Here is a 15,621-nt window from a genome sequence, read left to right on the forward strand (position 1 = left end):
CACACGACGCGACCGGTAAGTCAGCGTCAGGTCGAATACCGTTCCCAGCGAAAAAGCGGATGTTACTTGTCCGTTTGCCGCATCGTGTTTGCCACAGCGATCCTGAGGGTTGGATGAGCTTTTATTTCAGTTAATTTTCCTGGACGCTAATTGCGTTTCCACTGACTCCCGAAATACCGTTATTCCCCAACGACAAACCGCCACTGCCGCCTTGTCCACCGGCTCCGGTTTCCAAAATGATGAAATTTTGAGTCTGATAATTACCGCCGCTGAAGTTGGCGAAAACGCCGACGGCATTACCGCCGGCGCCGCCGCCCCCGCCCCCTCCGTGTCCGCCGTCACCACCTCGACCGCCTTTACCAGCCAGGCCTACGCCAAAGACACTGTGGGCGGGCACACCACCGCCCAAGCCACCACGTCCACCGCGCCCACCATTGCCGCCCCGGCCACCGTTGCCGCCTTTGCCGACAAAGATCGTGTTGTTTTGCAGCGAAGGCTTGAGTCCAGGTGAAGAAGAGATAATGAATACCGCGAATGAACTGCCGCCGGATTGTCCGCCACCGCCACCTTCTCCGGCGCATCCTCCTGAACCGCCACCCCCGCCGCTCGGGCCCAAATTATCAATCATCGGCGCGCACATAGAGGTGCTTTCTGATCCACCGCCTGCCCCACCTCCACCGCCGCCGCCGCCCGGCGTGCCAATCATTCCGTAGCCACCAGCGGTTGGTTGCCAATCGCCACCAGTTATTGAGCCGGCGGTCGTGGCGACACCACCGGACAAACCATCCGGTCCACTCAAGCCATCACCGCCGTCCATGCCATTTTGACTACCGGAGGGGAGTAATAGAACGCAAGTGCCGGTGTTGGTAAACGCAGCATCGAACCCACCCGCACCACCGCTGCCGCCACGTACCGATAAACCATTCGCACCAGCGAATTGTTGGGATTGAAAAACTGGGTTGACGACTCCACCGCCCCGGCCGCCACTGACGTTGATGGATTGGCAAAGGAGAGCGCCACCACTGCCACCCGACGTGGTGTTGGGCATTCCGTGCTTGATTTCAATCGGCAGCTTGCCGGGGGCGCCATCATTGCCGGCGTCCCCATCCAGGCCATTAACGCCGTCCATCCCGTTCAAGGCAGCACCGCCGTAGATGGTATTCCCGGAAATCGTGAACTGAGAGGAACAGTTTTGGAGGCGGAGCGTAATACTGTTGGCGGTGGTCAGCGTTGGTGAAGGGTAGATGATGAACCCGTCCATTACGGTGGGCGTGCTGATATTGGCGGCCGTTACGGTGGCGAGCGCAGCGCTGAAAGATTGGATGATGGAAGGCGTCACGGATGGCATCCGGACTGCAAAGGAGTCGTTGTAGCCCCCGTAAAGATCAATTCCAGCCACCAGAGTCAGCGCTTCCTGATACATACCCAAGGCGACATTCACCCGTGTTCTGCCGGTGGCCATGGCGCGTTGGATTCCGTACTGAATCGTCCGACACGGCTGCTGCAAAGAGCCAGCGGAAGCATCATCCAAGCCGGTCAGTGTCGAAACAAAAATGCTTTGGTTCAGCGTTGCATTGGTTTCCGCTACGACCCGATAAAACATCGGTACCATCGCGGTGAAACTGGTTTCGCCAAAGGACGGAATGAAGTCCAAGCCGTTCCAATTGCGCAGCCAAGGGCCGGACAAAGATGGGGACCACTCGATCCGATAAACGGCCTCCGGAGTGTTGTTGGTCCATCTCAATTCTCCGTTGCCGTGGAAGGAGGTGATTACAAGATCGGCACGGCTGGGCAGTGTGGCACATGCCGAAACCATAAGTGCAATCAAGACCTTGGCCGTTTGATGCAGGGTGGGCTTCATGACGTTTGATACTGAACTTTTTATTTTGGGTATGTCGTTGCTCTGATCCATCCAATGACATCGAAAAAGTAGTCCGCTCAATAAAATCAATCTGACAAAGCGTTCTTACGGGGGAGATAGTAATGCGCCGCTGACGAAAATCTACTGAAAACACTCAATTTTAAGCTGGAAAATTGCACCTAACGATTCACTCGTCATCGGATCGTCGAATGGCTGAGGCCTGATTTGAGGCATGAGTATGGAATTATTTCCCTTAATTCGAATCATTCGGGTCAAGCCATCGCTGGTTTTGGCGTCCCACTCGATTGATTAAAAACCGTCAAGTCTTTCGCAAAAAACGCATAGCCCCAAATGTACCAGCGATTAGGGTCCTGCCCAGTGAGTCTGCGCGTGATAATGGTGGTGGGGTTCGGCGCGGCGATTGGGTGGCTTTGGCAGGTTAGTCAAGCCGACGAATCGCCTGGGCCCGCCAATCTGCCCGTCGTTGCCCGACCGCCGGCGCAACAACCGCCAGTCGGATTGACGGCGGACACGCACCTCGATAAAACGCCGCCGCGCGCCACGAAGGGACTGGACCTCACCAAGGCGGGTTGGACGTACAACTGCATGGAGTGTCACCAACTGTTTCCGGCGCAATGGCATTACGGCGGCACGAACCGTCCGCTCAACGAGCACAAGGACATCGTACTCGACCACGGCAACAACCGGTTCTGCTTGAATTGTCATCATCCGACGAACCGCAACGTGTTCGTGGATTATGACGGAGCGGAAATCGCGCAGGCGGACGTGGTGAAGCTCTGCGCCAAATGTCACGGCACGATCTATCGGGATTGGCAGGCGGGCGTGCATGGCCGGCAGAACGGCTTTTGGCAGACGGAGCTTGGCCCCAAAACGAAGTTGCGCTGCATTCAATGTCACGATCCGCACAGCCCGAAATTCAAGGAGATGAAACCGCTGCCGCCGTTGCGGTATCCGGCGCGCGCAGCCAATCCGCCGCCGTCCAGTCCGGTCGAACCGTCCGCACATCCATGAACTCATGAACAACGATTCACAAAACGTCGCCAGCCCGAAAACCATCGAACAGGTTTACCGGCCGATTACGCGCCGTACGTTCCTGAAAGGCGCGGCGGCCTCGATGGTGGGCGTGGCCGGACTCATGGCGGCGCTCAAGCCTTTGCTCGAACTGGAAAGCGGATCGGTCACGTTGGATGAATTGTTGCAACGGCATTATCGCGAGCTGAAACCCGAGGATTTGCAGCGGATCATGGAATCGCTCGCCGCCAAAGCCGAGCGGGATTACGGGGTGCGTCCGAATCTGCGCGACGTGAAACCAATGGACGGCGTGGAATTTGGTTACGCGCTGAATCTGTCCCGCTGCATTGGTTGCCGCAAATGCGCCCACGCCTGTCTAGCGGAGAACAACCAGTCGCGTGATGACGAGGACGACCTCGAGATGTCTTACATCCGCGTGTTGGAATTGAACCAGGGCGCGATCAACCTGGAAACGTCCACGGCTTATTTCGATCCGGAGACGGTGCCGCAGCCGGACAAGTATTACATGCCGGTGCAATGTCAGCAGTGCCGCGAATCCCCCTGCACCAAGGTCTGTCCCGTGCAGGCGACGTGGCAGGAGGCGGACGGCATCGTGGTGGTGGATTACAACTGGTGCATCGGCTGTCGTTATTGCATGGCGGCCTGTCCGTACGACGCGCGGCGGTTTAATTACAAGAAACCCACGCTGAAGCCGGAGCAGATCAATCCGAATCAAAGTTACCTGAGCAATCGCATCCGTCCGAAGGGCGTGGTGGAAAAATGCACGTTCTGTCTGCACCGCACCCGCGAGGGCAAATATCCGGCGTGCCTGGAAGTTTGTCCGACCGGTGCGCGCGTGTTTGGCAATTTGCTCGATCCGAACAGTGAGATAAATTACATCCTGAACCACAAACGCGTTTACATCCTCAAGGAGGATGTCGGCACGCAACCGCGGTTCTACTACTTCTTCGACAAATGAGCGACTACCTCACATTTCTGTTCCGCGTCTGGAGGCTCTCCTGGCAGGGCAGCGTGAAGTATTACGCGTGGATGACGGCGCTGACGGTGCTCGTACTCGTTGGCCTGCACGCCTGGGCGCGACAATTCGTGGACGGCTTGGAAGTCACCGGCATGACGAATCAGGTCAGTTGGGGCGCGTACATCGCCAATTTCACCTTCCTGGTCGGCGTCGCGGCGGCGGCGGTAATGCTGGTCATTCCGGCCTATGTCTATCGGAAGGAACACATGCACGCCGTGGTGATCTTCGGCGAACTGCTCGCGATTGCGGTCATCGTGATGTGCCTGCTTTTCGTGATGGTGGACCTCGGCCGGCCGGATCGGTTCCATCACATGATCCCGCCGTTTGGTGTCTTCAATTTCCCCAGCTCGATCCTGTCCTGGGACGTGATTGTGCTGAACGGCTATTTGCTGCTGAACCTGCACATTGCCGGCTACCTGCTCTACTGCCGTTACTGCGGCCGTCAACCCACCAAGATGTTTTACATTCCGTTCGTGTTTCTTTCCATCGCGTGGGCGGTCAGCATTCATACCGTCACCGCGTTTTTGTATGTTGGCCTGGCGGGGCGCAGTTATTGGCATCATCCGCTCGTGCCGGCGCGCTTTCTGGCGTCGGCCTTTGTCGCCGGACCAGCGTTGATGATTCTTGCGTTCCAAATCATCCGCCGCACGACGAAGTATTTCATCGGCGATCAACCCATCACCACGTTGCGCATGATCATGACGGTGGCAATGATCATCAACATGTTCCTCCTGTTCAGCGAGCTGTTCACCGAATTTTATTCGCCGACCCAACACGCGGCGGCGGCGCACTATTTGTATTTTGGACTGCACGGTCACCAGGGACTCGTACCGTGGATTTGGACCGCCATGGCGCTCGACGGCATCGGTCTCGTTCTGCTGGTCACCTCGGCCAGCCGACGCATCTTCTGGTTGAACCTGGCCTGCGTGACGTGCTTCGTGGGAATCTGGATCGAAAAAGGCATGGGCCTGATCATTCCTGGTTTTGTGCCGTCGCCGCTTGGTCAAATCGTGGAATACCTGCCCACGCTGAACGAGACGCTCGTGTGCCTCGGCATTTGGGCGCTGGGCGCGCTGATGTTCACCTGGATGCTGCGCGTCGCCATCCCGATCATGAACGGTTCGCTGCGGGCGAATCCTGAACTTGTCTCCCTCACCAAACAAACCTGAGAAGCTTATGAAAATCCCGATCAAACATATCGCGCTGCTCACCGCCGTGGGGCTGTCGCCATTGCCGGCGCGCGCCGGCTTCACCCTCCCCGAACTCTCCGCGCCGAGCCGGGCCTGTGTGGAATGTCACAAAAAGGAAAGCCAGGCGATCTATCAGCAATGGGGCTCGAGTAAACATTATCGCGGCAACGTCGGTTGCTTCGAATGTCACATGGCCCTGCCCGATGACGTGGACGCCTTCGAGCACCACGGGCAGACGATCTCCACGATCGTTACGCCCCGCGATTGCGGGCGTTGCCACGAGAGCGAGGTCAAGGAGTTCAACGCCTCGCACCACGCCAAGGCCGGGCGCATCCTGGGTTCGCTCGACAACGTGCTGGCGGAAATTGTCGAGGGCAACAAAGGCTTCAAGACGCCCATGTTTCCCGCCGGCGTTTCCGCCGCCGCCGTGAACGGGTGCTGGCAATGTCACGGAGCGGAAGTGCGGATTGGTCCCGATCGCAAACCCGATCCGGCCACCTGGCCGAACACGGGCATTGGCCGCATCAACCCCGACGGCAGTGAAGGCTCCTGCGCCGCCTGTCACACGCGCCATGATTTTTCCGCCGCGCAGGCGCGCACGCCGGACACTTGCGGCAAGTGCCACATGGGCCCGGATCATCCGCAGATTGAAATCTACAACGAATCCAAGCACGGCATCGCCTATCGCGCCAACGTGGACAAGATGAACCTGAACAGCTCCAAATGGATCGTGGGCGAGGATTATTCCGCGGCGCCAACGTGCGCCACCTGCCACATGAGCGCGACCAAAAATCAGCGCGTCACCCACGACGTCGGCCTGCGCATCTCGTGGAACAATCGGCCGGAGATTTCCATCCGCCCGGAAATTGCCGACGCCAAACTGGGGCTGCCCACCAAGGACGTGCCGTGGCAAACCCGGCGCGCGAACATGGTTGATGTGTGTTTGAACTGCCACAACCAGAACTTCACCGACGCGTTCTACAAGCAATACGATGGGTTGATTGATCTGTATCACGAGAAATTCGCCCGCCCCGGACTGGCGCTCTATCAAGCCGCACAACCGCTGCTGCGTCCCGCGCAGTTCAGCAATCCGATTGACTTCACCTGGTATGAAATCTGGCATCATGAGGGCCGCCGTGCGCGCCACGGCGCTTCCATGATGGGCCCGGACTACACGCACTGGCACGGCACGTATGAGGTCGCCAAACACTTCTACTCGAAATACGTGCCCGAGTTGCAGGAGTTGATCGAGAAGCACCAAAACTCCGATGATGCGAAGAAGAAGGAGGCGGCCGAAAAACTCGCCCAGCTCCTGGACACCACGCTGAACGGCCCCAATCACCAGTGGTATCTCAACAAGATGAGTCCGGAAGAAAAGGCGCAACGCGACCAGGAACGCAAGGAATTCCAGGATCGTTACGCGAAGTAATCTGCGCCGGCGGGGCGGGCGACCCAGCACCCGTCCCGCTCCGGCGGATTGAATCGCAAACCCGCCAATACGCTCCCGCTGAAACCATGAATGTGACCACGACCGCTGAGTTGCGCAAGCTGAGTTCCGCCGAGCTGGAACAACTCGGCCAGCAAAGCCTGGGCGAACACCTGACGGCGCAAGCGATTGTTGCCCACCAAAAATACGGGCCGCTCACGGCAGCCAAACTCGACGCGCTGTTACACGATCCGGATTGCCTGCGTCACCCCGTGCGGCTCGTGTTCGAATTTGGTGAGATGGCCCTGCACCAATTCGCGCAACCGGACCTTGACTGGCGCAATCAAGCGCAGGACGGACGCGTGCTTTACGTGCGTCCGTTGCTGAAAGGTCGCCCCGACCTGTTGCCACTGGCCGTCGCCTACATGATTCCGCTCATCAACTACGGAGACATCATCACGGACGAACACTGCCTTCGTTACGGCGCGACGTTATTGGGTTTGATGGAAGCTGAGTATTACCAACGCCTTTGCGCGTTGTGCGATTTTCTTGGCGCTGAAAGCCGGGTGCTGCCGTCGGAAAACCATGGTCCGGTCATGGCTACGATCCCCTCGCCCCGTTGATTAAACCGCGGCGCAAAAAGCGTTTCCAAGCAACGCTATTTCGCGTCCGATCGGCGCACTTTTCCAAGACGGTTGCGCCAGTTTTGGAGCACGCTGACAAAAGTCCGATCCAGTCGCGAACTGATCAGTTCGACGAATGATACCCCCTTGCGGATGGCCACCGAGAGCGCGGTTACGAACACGGCAAGAAAGATCAACTGGTTCTGCCAACCGTCGAGTTTCCATTGATGTTTCCAAAACCAGATGGGATGTCGGAACAGCGGCTCGGAATAACAGATCGGCCACAGGTCAGCCACAGTTGGGCCGCGTGAACCCAACAAGTCGCAAAGCAGGTGCAGATGGAAGGTAACCAGGCACAACACCGAAGTCCGCCATTTTTGCCGCGCGCCAATGGTGAGCAGACCGGTGATCAATATGGCGCCCGGCCAGCCGTGCAACAGCAGATGGTGATAAGCATGGTAATAATGAAAAGTGGCTTCCTGGCCGGTAACCCAGGCGGTCACCACGTCGGGAATCAAGCCCAGGCCGTCGGCATCCGGCAATACGCCCGCCCACGTCACCAGTTGGCGATCGCGCCGGTTGTCGGTGGCCACCGCCGCCACCAGCCAACTCCCGATGAGATGGGTAAGAGGTGACATTCAATTTATGTCATCGCGCAAACCGCCGATTGCTTGCGGCGTGAGAATTACTTTGAAGCCCATGCGTCAACCAGCTTCCGCCCGTCTTCGGCGAGGATTCCTGCGCCTTGCCGCGCCTGCAAGCGCGCTTTCTCGATGCCCGCCAGCGAAACGTCCGCCAGCAGTTTATTGATGAGATCAATGACTATTTCCCGGCTGTTCACGCTGAAAAATTATTCGCTTCCGCTGGCTTTGCAAGCGGGATTGCGGCAGAGAAAATTACGGCAATAATTTCTCACGGTGCGGCAGATGATCGCGATTCCAGCGCACGAGGGCCGCGTCGCTGGTGTCTGCAAACAAAAACTTGAGCGTCGGCGATTCCACGTGGCCGTCGCAAAAGAGCACGTTGGCTCTATCTTGGTGACGAAGAATGCTATGGTCGAAGTCGTGGGTCTGATTTCGCATGTAGATCGGCTCATCGCTCTCGCCAAGGGCGATCATTTCTGCAGGTGAAGCAACCTCGGATTCCAGGATCGGCGTGAACAGAGTGGATTCTGCTTCGAGATGACCGGCCAATCCGAAATTCGTGTAATGATTGCCGATGGGGAGAATCCCGTAGCCATTGTAGCCATAATAGGGCTGCATCTTAATTGGTCCTTCCCGCAGTTGTCCGGATGGGCATCGCCAGATGCCTTGCTGATAGTAATAAGGCACTGGGTTGGCCACCTCCAAGCCGCCCCGTTCGAGTTGCGCCAGCCACGTTCCGCCGGGGAGATGGTTGTTGGTTGGTGCTGATATTGTCGGGTAAAATTTGTAGTTCTCGACAAACACACGCAATCCAACTCCCAGTTGCCGCAGATTTGAAGCGCAAGCGATTTGCTGAGCTTTCCGCTTTGATTCAGTCAGACTCGGCAGCAGGAGTGCTGCGAGTATTCCGATAATGGCAATTACCATTAACAATTCCACCAGCGAGAAAGCTAACGATGCTCTGGCGTTCTTCTGAAGCATACTAATTTAACAACGCAAACTCATCTTGGTTGCGCTGGGTTCCGTTACACCATCGCGCGGGCGATGCTGTTCCACCAGGCGTCGTGCAGTTCAGTGAGCGGCGCAGAAAATTCGCCGCTGCCGGTCTTTATCGTCAATTGGTCGCCGCCGACTTTGCCAATCTGCACGGCGGGCACGCCCATGAGCTTGGCGCGTTCGACGACTTTCACCGCATCCAGCGTCTTGCAACTGATGACGACACGCGATTGCGTTTCGCCGAACAGCAGCGCGTCTAGGCGGGTTGTAGCTGCGTCTCGTGAGAGCGCGGCTGATTGTTCTGTTTGGTTTGCCGCGCTCTGACGAGACGCAGCTACAGCGGAAAGATCAATCGTCGCCCCAATCAACCGCGGGGTATTGCGAGCGGTGAGTTGGCTGATACAGCTTTCCGCCAGCGCCACCGCCAGGCCGCCTTCGCTGCAATCGTGCGCGCTTTTCACAAGGCCGCTTTGAATCAAGCCCAGCAAAGTGGTGTGCAAGGTTTTTGCCGTTTCCAAATCGCAACGCGGCGGCACACCGTTTTTCTGGCCGTGAATCACTTGCAGATACGCGCTGCCGCCGAGACCTTGCATCGGCGTGGTTTCCACCGCTTCCCCCAGCAGAATGATGGCGTCGCCTTCGTCCTTGAACCATTGGGTCGTGACGTATTCCGGCTTCTCGATGAGGCCGACGACGGCAATGGTCGGCGTCGGGTCAATCGGCCCGGCGGGACTTTGGTTGTAGAGCGAGCAATTGCCGCCGGTGACAGGCGCGTTGAACGCCTTGCAACCATCGGCGAGACCGCGCACGGATTCCTTGATCTGCCAGAACAACTCGGGTTTAAGCGGACTCGGCATGTTCAAGTTATCCGTCGCCCCGAGCGGCATGGCACCGGAGCAAGCCAGATTGCGACACGCCTCGGCCACGGCGGTTTTCGCGCCTTCGTAAGGATCCAGATAAACGTAACCGCCGTTGCAATCCACGGTCATCGCGATGAGTTTTTCGGGGAACGCATTGGCCTGGGTGGCAACCTGCCGATCAGTAGCTTCCGGCAAGTTGCCGGAAGCAACGGGCGAGTCGCCCGTTCCACCCTGTAAAGAATCAGCCTGCACCGGAATCGAGTCCGCTTTGATGCGAATCACCGCCGCATCGCTGCCGGGCAACACCACCGAACCAGCACGCACTTGATGATCGTATTGCCGATACACCCAGTTCTTGGATGCGATGCTCGGAAAGGCCAGGAGCTTTTTGAGAGCATAGGACACATGGGACTCATTCGGCGAATGGGTCGCATAGGTCGTATCGGGAATGCCCTCTAAGCGAAAAGCTTTCACTTCCGTGATATATGCCGGTTCGCGCGCTTCGCGATGATACACCGGTGATTCGTCCGCGATTTTGTTCGCCGGAATGTTCGCGACGATTTTTCCGCCATGCCGCACGACCATTTTGCCCGTGTCCGTAATGACGCCGATTTCCGCCCACGGCAAATCCCACTTGTCAAAAATGCGTTTCACTTCCTCCTCGCGACCTTTATGAACGACGATGAGCATCCGCTCCTGCGATTCCGACAACATGATTTCGTAACTGCTCATGTTCGGCGCGCGTTGCGGCACTTTGTCCAACTCGATCTCAATGCCCGTTCCCGCGCGGGCGGCCATTTCACAGGTGGAACAAGTGAGACCCGCCGCGCCCATGTCCTGCATTCCCGCGACCGCGCCGGTGGCAAGCAATTCCAGACATGCCTCGCACACGAGTTTTTCCATGAACGGATCGCCCACCTGCACCGCGCCGCGCTGTTGCTCGGCGGATTCCTCGGTCAAATCCTGCGAGGCAAACGCCGCACCGGCCAGACCGTCGCGCCCTGTCGCCGGGCCGACGTAAAACACCGGATTGCCCACGCCTTTCGCCGCGCCGCGCGTGATCTGTTCATGCCGCAGCACGCCGAGACAAAACGCGTTCACCAGCGGATTACCTTGATACGTCTTGTCAAAATACACCTCGCCCGCAACCGTCGGAATGCCGAAACAATTGCCGTAATGCGCGATGCCGCTGACCACGCCCGCGAACAGGCGGCGGTTGGCGGCGAGTGCGGGATTCGGAGTGCGGGGTGCGGAACCGGAATCGCCGTTCGCAGTGTCACATTCCGCATTCCGCATTCCGCACTCCGCACTTTCGGTGATTGGCCCGAAGCGCAGTGAGTTGATGGCGCAAACCGGACGCGCGCCCATGGTGAAGATGTCACGAATAATCCCGCCGACGCCGGTGGCCGCGCCCTGAAACGGCTCGACCGCGCTCGGATGGTTGTGCGACTCGATTTTGAACGCGATGGCCATGCCGTCGCCGATGTCAATGACCCCCGCGTTTTCCTCGCCCGCACCGACGAGGATTTTCGGCGATTTCGTCGGAAAGGTCTTGAGCAGCGGCCGCGTGTTTTTGTAACTGCAATGTTCGCTCCACATCACCGAAAAAATGCCAAGCTCGGTGTAAGACGGCGGGCGACCAAGGATGGCCTGGGCGTTGGCGAATTCTTCCGGTGTGAGGTTGTGTTTGGCAACCAACTCTGGGGTGATGGCGGGTTCGGTCATTTCAAAAATTAAATCGGGCGAACTTCGCAAACGGCGGCGGTGACTACCGAAAGAAGTTCAATTTCGGAGCTGCCAAGCTAAAGCCTTTGCAAGCTGTTGAAAATAAAAAACCGGGTACCCCGGCGAACGGGGTCAGGGCGCAATCAATCGGAAAAAGCGGCGCGGGCCGGTGAGCGGATTGGTGTAGGGACTCGTGGCGTTGGGAAGGCCGAAGTAATAGCCGCTGGGTGTCAAGGCGTATTGCAGGCGAAAATTCGAATTGGTCCAGCTCAACACCAGTTCTCGGTTTTGCAATTGATACTGCAACGGTACAGGCATGAGCTGCGTCGTCGGCTCCGCTTGGGCCAAGTAAACTGAAAGTTTGCCTCCCGCCGCGTGTTGCGCAACACCACCGCGCCAAACCGACTTTCTGCCCGGCGGCGCTCTCGCGGTGCCTGACGGCGATGCCATTATTCCCATTGTAAACCGGCTTCAAGCCGTGTTTCCATTGGCAGTCGCCACGCAGGATTGGCATCCGGTTATGAGACGGTCCGTTTCTGGTAGTAGGGTGGTGGTAGCTAAGTAGTAAATACTTGGTTAAACCGTGCAAGTCCCACCACCGGCTCCAATCGCGGCACAAGAAAAATGCAAACGGCGGGAGGTTGACTCCCGCCGTGGCTCGAAAATTGGAGGTCGTTTTACTTCGCCGCCTGATCTTTTTTCCAAGTGCGTTTCGGCGCCTTGGTGACCAGACCGCGCTTGAGGGCGCGAGTGGAGACGCGGATGTAACGGACTTCGCCATCCACCACGGCTTTTACCCGTTGCAAATTAGGCATGAACTTGCGCTTGGTGATGGCGGTGACGTGCGTGCCGATACCCCCCAGCTTTTTCTTCTTACCCGAACGCCAGATGATGCTGCCTTTGCGCGGGCCGATACCGGTAATTTCACAAATTCTTGCCATAAACTTTTTCCCAAATCAGGGCTGCCTACCTTATCGGATTCGCCGTTGATAGCAAGCTTTCTTTGGGGAATTTTCGTGCGCTCCCGATTCCGCGTGTTATCCTCGCCGTCCTTTATGGCTACAATCAAGCCTTTCGCCGCGCTACGTCCCCAACCCGAACTGGCCGCTCAAATCTGCGAGCTTCCGTACGATGTAATGTCGTCCGAGGAGGCGCGCGCGTTGGCGGCGGATAATCCGCTCAGTTTTCTGCACGTCAGCAAGCCGGAAATTGATCTGCCCCCGGATACCGATCCGTATGCCGCCGGGGTTTACGCCCAAGGCAGGGAGAATTTTGCGCGGTTGATCAAACAAGGCGCGCTGTATCAGGACGCGCAACCCGCTTTTTACCTGTATCGGCAAATCATGGGGGCGCACACACAGGTCGGACTGGTGGCCGCCGCCAGTTGCGCCGAATACCTGAGTGGCAGCATCAAGAAACACGAGTTCACCCGACCCGACAAGGAAGACGACCGCGTGCGGCATATCGAGGCGTTGAACGCACAGACCGGGCCGGTGTTTCTGACCTATCGCGCCGTGCCGGCGCTGGATGAATTCGTGGCGCGGCGCGTGGCCCAGCCGCCGGACGTGGATTTTACGGGCGCGGATGGCGTGCGTCACACTTCGTGGTCCGTGCGAGCGCCGGCGGACCTGCAGTTCATCGGCGAACAGTTTGCGCGAATTCCGTCGCTCTATATTGCGGATGGACATCATCGCTGCGCCGCAGCCGGGCGTATTTTCCAATCCCGGCACGGCGCCGGATCGAGCGGACAATTTCTCTCCGTCATCTTTCCGCATAACCAAATGCAAATTTTGCCGTATAACCGCGTCTTGAAAGACCGGTCGGGTTTAAGCGCCGCCCAACTGTTGGAAAAGCTGCGCGCGATTTTTGAGGTGACGCCGACGACCATCGCCGCACCGACGCGAAAACATGAACTCGGATTATTTCTGGAAGGGCAATGGCATCACCTGCATTTCAAACCACAGTTCACGGCCGCGACGGATCGTGCGGCCACGCTGGACGTGACGTTGTTGCAGCGGCACGTGCTCGAACCAATTTTTGACATTGCGGACCCGCGCACCAGTCGCCGCATCAATTTCATCGGCGGCATTCGCGGCACCGCCGAATTGGAGAAGCTCGTGCGCAGCGGTGAATACGCCTGCGCCTTCAGCCTGTTCCCGACGAGCATCGAAGATTTGATGGCGATTGCTGACGCAGACGGAATCATGCCGCCGAAGAGCACCTGGTTTGAACCGAAGCTCCGGGACGCAATGTTTTGCCATTTGATTTGAACGAGGTCGGGTCCGTCGTCAGCGACAAGCCGTGGCGGGCGCCGGTTTCGGTCAAATTTTCATCCGGACGCAAAACTCTTTCCGTGCGTTTCGGGTGATTTGTGTTCTATCTTTTCGCCGTGCCAGAGCATCGTCAATTTCTTACACGCTTTGCGTGGCTTTCCATCGGGACGGCCGTGTTGACGATTGTGCTGCGCACGGTGGCCTATCTGATCACTGGCTCGATTGGTTTGCTGGCGGACGCGGCGGAATCCCTGGTCAATCTGCTCGGCGCGGTCATGGCGCTGGCGATGTTGACCATTGCCGCGCGTCCGGCGGATGAAGATCACGCGCACGGCCACGGCAAAGCCGAGTATTTTTCCAGCGGACTTGAGGGAGGGTTGATCCTGGTTGCCAGCGTTGGAATTGCCATTGCGGCGGGGATGCGTTTGCTGACGCCGCAACCTTTGGCCGCGCTGGGCGTGGGGCTTGCGGTTTCAGCGGTGGCGGCGCTGGCCAATTTCGTGGTCGCACTTTTCATTGCGCGCGCCGCGCGCCGCTACGATTCCATCACGCTCGAGGCGAACGCCAAGCATCTGCTGGCCGACGTTTGGACGAGCTTGGGCATCCTCGTGGGAGTGGGGTTGGTGGCCATCACCGGCTGGCACCTGTTGGATCCCCTGGTCGCCTTGATTGTTGCCGCCAATATCGCGTGGACTTCCATCGGCATCATGCGCCGGTCCGTGGCCGGGCTGATGGACGTTTCATTATCCGCCGCCGACCTGGAGGCGGTGCGAAAAGTTTTCAAACCCCACGAAGCCGCAGGCATCGCTTTTCACGCGTTGCGCACGCGTCAAGCCGGCGCGCAAAAATTCATCTCAGTGCATGTGCTGGTGCCGGGGGATTGGACCGTGCAACGCGGCCATGAGTTGCTCGAAACCATCGAAGCCGAGTTGCGCCGCGTGGTTTCTGAAGCGGTCGTCCTGACGCACTTGGAATCACTGGACGACCCGGCTTCCTGGGAGGATGAGGAGTTGGAGCGCAAGAAGTTTGACTGATCGGCGCGATGGATTACTTATGCGGCTGAAGTTTGCGCGCGCTTGAGCAAATCGGCGTAACCTTCCCGATAGCTGGGATAGATCAGCTTCACCCCCAGTTCTGCCTTCAATTTACGATTCGAGACGCGCTTGTTGGTCAAGCCGCGCTTACGGCCAGTGGTGGTTTCCAGCGTGGTGGGAGGCGGGGGCCGATGCCACTGGTGCGACAACCAGCGGAAAAACTCCAACTGACTTACCGGCGCATCATCCACCACATTGTAAATCGCTCCGGCGCGAGCGGTTTCCAGCGCCGTAATGATCGTGTGAATCAGGTCGGTGCGATGAATCATGTTGAGCGTCCGTCCACCCTCACCTTCAATCCGCGCTTCGCCCCGCAAAAATTGCTTTAGCAGGTAGCCGCGGTCCGGCCCATAGATGCCCGCGACGCGCAAGACAACCGCCGCAAAGGGCTTTGCCAACGCCGCGCTCAACAAGGTTTGCTCGGTTTCGAGCAGAATTCTGGCGGTCGCGGTGGTTGGCGCGGTGACGCTGGTTTCGTCCACCTCCGAACCGTCATTCTGTCCATACACTCCCGTGCTGCTGGTGTAGAGAAAGCGTGTCGGCCGCCTCGGTTGCGGATCGAGCCAGTGGATCAAATTTCGCATTCCCTCGAGATACAACCGCTGGTAATCCATCGCGTCACCACCACCGGAGGCGACGCAATTCACCACCCAATCGAAGTCGCGCGGCAAGGTTTGCAGTGAGGCGGGTTGAGTGATGTCCGCCGTCAGCAAGGTGACCGGATTAGGCGGGGATGACGGCGCGATCAGTTTCTCAGGCGAGCGGCGCAGACCGAACGTTGTGTGCCCGCGTCGCGCCAGTTCCAGCGCCAACGGCCAGCCGACATAACCACAACCTACAACGAGTACGCGCATTGTT

At 58.2% G+C, this 15,621-nt stretch carries 15 protein-coding genes and 1 pseudogene; 8 read left to right on the forward strand and 8 right to left on the reverse strand.

Annotation, left to right across the window (positions count from 1 at the left end; genetic code table 11):
* Window positions 1–130: 130 nt before the first annotated feature.
* Window positions 131–1,861 (reverse strand): hypothetical protein, encoded by a 1,731-nt coding sequence (locus tag M9920_03435; GenBank protein MCO5051335.1) that lies wholly within the window; start codon window positions 1,859–1,861, stop codon window positions 131–133.
* Between the two features lie 378 nt (window positions 1,862–2,239).
* On the opposite strand from M9920_03435, the gene M9920_03440 reads away from it, so the two are divergent.
* The 5 genes from M9920_03440 to M9920_03460 all read left to right on the forward strand — a co-directional run bounded on the left by M9920_03440 (window position 2,240) and on the right by M9920_03460 (window position 7,171).
* A complete protein-coding gene (locus M9920_03440; protein ID MCO5051336.1) occupies window positions 2,240–2,893 on the forward strand; it encodes a hypothetical protein in 654 nt (217 codons plus the stop codon).
* Between the two features lie 4 nt (window positions 2,894–2,897).
* Window positions 2,898–3,872 carry a 4Fe-4S dicluster domain-containing protein gene (locus M9920_03445; GenBank protein MCO5051337.1) on the forward strand — a complete coding sequence of 325 codons (975 nt, stop codon included), beginning with the start codon at window positions 2,898–2,900 and terminating at the stop codon, window positions 3,870–3,872.
* A complete protein-coding gene (gene nrfD / locus M9920_03450) occupies window positions 3,869–5,101 on the forward strand; it encodes a polysulfide reductase NrfD (protein MCO5051338.1) in 1,233 nt (410 codons plus the stop codon). Before M9920_03445 ends, nrfD begins: the two co-directional genes overlap by 4 nt.
* A gap of 7 nt (window positions 5,102–5,108) precedes the next feature.
* Window positions 5,109–6,551 carry a hydroxylamine oxidoreductase gene (locus M9920_03455; GenBank protein ID MCO5051339.1) on the forward strand — a complete coding sequence of 481 codons (1,443 nt, stop codon included), beginning with the start codon at window positions 5,109–5,111 and terminating at the stop codon, window positions 6,549–6,551.
* 86 nt (window positions 6,552–6,637) lie between these two features.
* Window positions 6,638–7,171, forward strand: coding sequence for a hypothetical protein (locus tag M9920_03460; GenBank protein ID MCO5051340.1), 534 nt, complete (start codon window positions 6,638–6,640; stop codon window positions 7,169–7,171).
* 35 nt (window positions 7,172–7,206) lie between these two features.
* On the opposite strand, the gene M9920_03465 is transcribed toward M9920_03460, so the two are convergent.
* From M9920_03465 to M9920_03485, 5 genes are all read right to left on the reverse strand, one after another.
* Entirely contained in the window at window positions 7,207–7,809 is a 603-nt protein-coding gene (locus M9920_03465; protein MCO5051341.1) for a metal-dependent hydrolase, read from the reverse strand.
* A gap of 47 nt (window positions 7,810–7,856) precedes the next feature.
* Window positions 7,857–8,012 (reverse strand): hypothetical protein, encoded by a 156-nt coding sequence (locus M9920_03470; GenBank protein MCO5051342.1) that lies wholly within the window; start codon window positions 8,010–8,012, stop codon window positions 7,857–7,859.
* Window positions 8,013–8,067: 55 nt separating this feature from the next.
* A complete protein-coding gene (locus M9920_03475) occupies window positions 8,068–8,796 on the reverse strand; it encodes a prepilin-type N-terminal cleavage/methylation domain-containing protein (GenBank protein ID MCO5051343.1) in 729 nt (242 codons plus the stop codon).
* A 44-nt stretch (window positions 8,797–8,840) separates the two neighbouring features.
* Entirely contained in the window at window positions 8,841–11,396 is a 2,556-nt protein-coding gene (gene purL / locus M9920_03480; protein ID MCO5051344.1) for a phosphoribosylformylglycinamidine synthase subunit PurL, read from the reverse strand.
* Between the two features lie 132 nt (window positions 11,397–11,528).
* A complete protein-coding gene (locus M9920_03485) occupies window positions 11,529–11,714 on the reverse strand; it encodes a hypothetical protein (GenBank protein ID MCO5051345.1) in 186 nt (61 codons plus the stop codon).
* Between the two features lie 43 nt (window positions 11,715–11,757).
* Between M9920_03485 and M9920_03490 the strand changes: the two are divergent.
* A pseudogene (locus tag M9920_03490) lies at window positions 11,758–11,913 on the forward strand (nicotinamidase).
* Between the two features lie 160 nt (window positions 11,914–12,073).
* On the opposite strand, the gene rpmB reads toward M9920_03490, so the two are convergent.
* The gene (rpmB, locus tag M9920_03495; GenBank protein MCO5051346.1) at window positions 12,074–12,337 is read right to left on the reverse strand and encodes a 50S ribosomal protein L28; all 264 of its coding nucleotides are present in this window, start codon (window positions 12,335–12,337) and stop codon (window positions 12,074–12,076) included.
* A gap of 114 nt (window positions 12,338–12,451) precedes the next feature.
* Here rpmB and M9920_03500 point away from each other — a divergent pair, with 114 nt between their 5' ends.
* Together M9920_03500 and M9920_03505 are read left to right on the forward strand one after the other, a co-directional pair.
* Window positions 12,452–13,666, forward strand: a complete 1,215-nt coding sequence (locus M9920_03500) for a DUF1015 family protein (protein ID MCO5051347.1) — start codon at window positions 12,452–12,454, stop codon at window positions 13,664–13,666.
* 101 nt (window positions 13,667–13,767) lie between these two features.
* Window positions 13,768–14,703, forward strand: a complete 936-nt coding sequence (locus tag M9920_03505) for a cation diffusion facilitator family transporter (protein ID MCO5051348.1) — start codon at window positions 13,768–13,770, stop codon at window positions 14,701–14,703.
* A gap of 17 nt (window positions 14,704–14,720) precedes the next feature.
* Here the strand turns inward: M9920_03505 and M9920_03510 are convergent, their stop codons facing one another.
* Window positions 14,721–15,617: an SDR family oxidoreductase gene (locus tag M9920_03510; GenBank protein MCO5051349.1), complete on the reverse strand. Its 897-nt coding sequence runs from the start codon at window positions 15,615–15,617 to the stop codon at window positions 14,721–14,723.
* Window positions 15,618–15,621 lie beyond the last annotated feature (4 nt).

The sequence above is a fragment of the Verrucomicrobiia bacterium genome, assembly GCA_023953615.1.
In the GTDB taxonomy this organism is placed as follows: domain Bacteria; phylum Verrucomicrobiota; class Verrucomicrobiia; order Limisphaerales; family JADLHS01; genus JADLHS01.

What these genes read in the sequence shown, in the direction of transcription:
- M9920_03465 (MCO5051341.1), bottom strand. Translation starts at nt 7,809, where the DNA reads ATGTCACCTCTTACCCATCTCATCGGGAGTTGGCTGGTGGCGGCGGTG.
- nrfD (MCO5051338.1), top strand. Translation starts at nt 3,869, where the DNA reads ATGAGCGACTACCTCACATTTCTGTTCCGCGTCTGGAGGCTCTCCTGG.
- M9920_03455 (MCO5051339.1), top strand. Translation starts at nt 5,109, where the DNA reads ATGAAAATCCCGATCAAACATATCGCGCTGCTCACCGCCGTGGGGCTG.
- M9920_03445 (MCO5051337.1), top strand. Translation starts at nt 2,898, where the DNA reads ATGAACAACGATTCACAAAACGTCGCCAGCCCGAAAACCATCGAACAG.
- M9920_03435 (MCO5051335.1), bottom strand. Translation starts at nt 1,861, where the DNA reads ATGAAGCCCACCCTGCATCAAACGGCCAAGGTCTTGATTGCACTTATG.
- rpmB (MCO5051346.1), bottom strand. Translation starts at nt 12,337, where the DNA reads ATGGCAAGAATTTGTGAAATTACCGGTATCGGCCCGCGCAAAGGCAGC.
- M9920_03485 (MCO5051345.1), bottom strand. Translation starts at nt 11,714, where the DNA reads ATGCCTGTACCGTTGCAGTATCAATTGCAAAACCGAGAACTGGTGTTG.
- M9920_03510 (MCO5051349.1), bottom strand. Translation starts at nt 15,617, where the DNA reads ATGCGCGTACTCGTTGTAGGTTGTGGTTATGTCGGCTGGCCGTTGGCG.
- purL (MCO5051344.1), bottom strand. Translation starts at nt 11,396, where the DNA reads ATGACCGAACCCGCCATCACCCCAGAGTTGGTTGCCAAACACAACCTC.
- M9920_03460 (MCO5051340.1), top strand. Translation starts at nt 6,638, where the DNA reads ATGAATGTGACCACGACCGCTGAGTTGCGCAAGCTGAGTTCCGCCGAG.
- M9920_03500 (MCO5051347.1), top strand. Translation starts at nt 12,452, where the DNA reads ATGGCTACAATCAAGCCTTTCGCCGCGCTACGTCCCCAACCCGAACTG.
- M9920_03475 (MCO5051343.1), bottom strand. Translation starts at nt 8,796, where the DNA reads ATGCTTCAGAAGAACGCCAGAGCATCGTTAGCTTTCTCGCTGGTGGAA.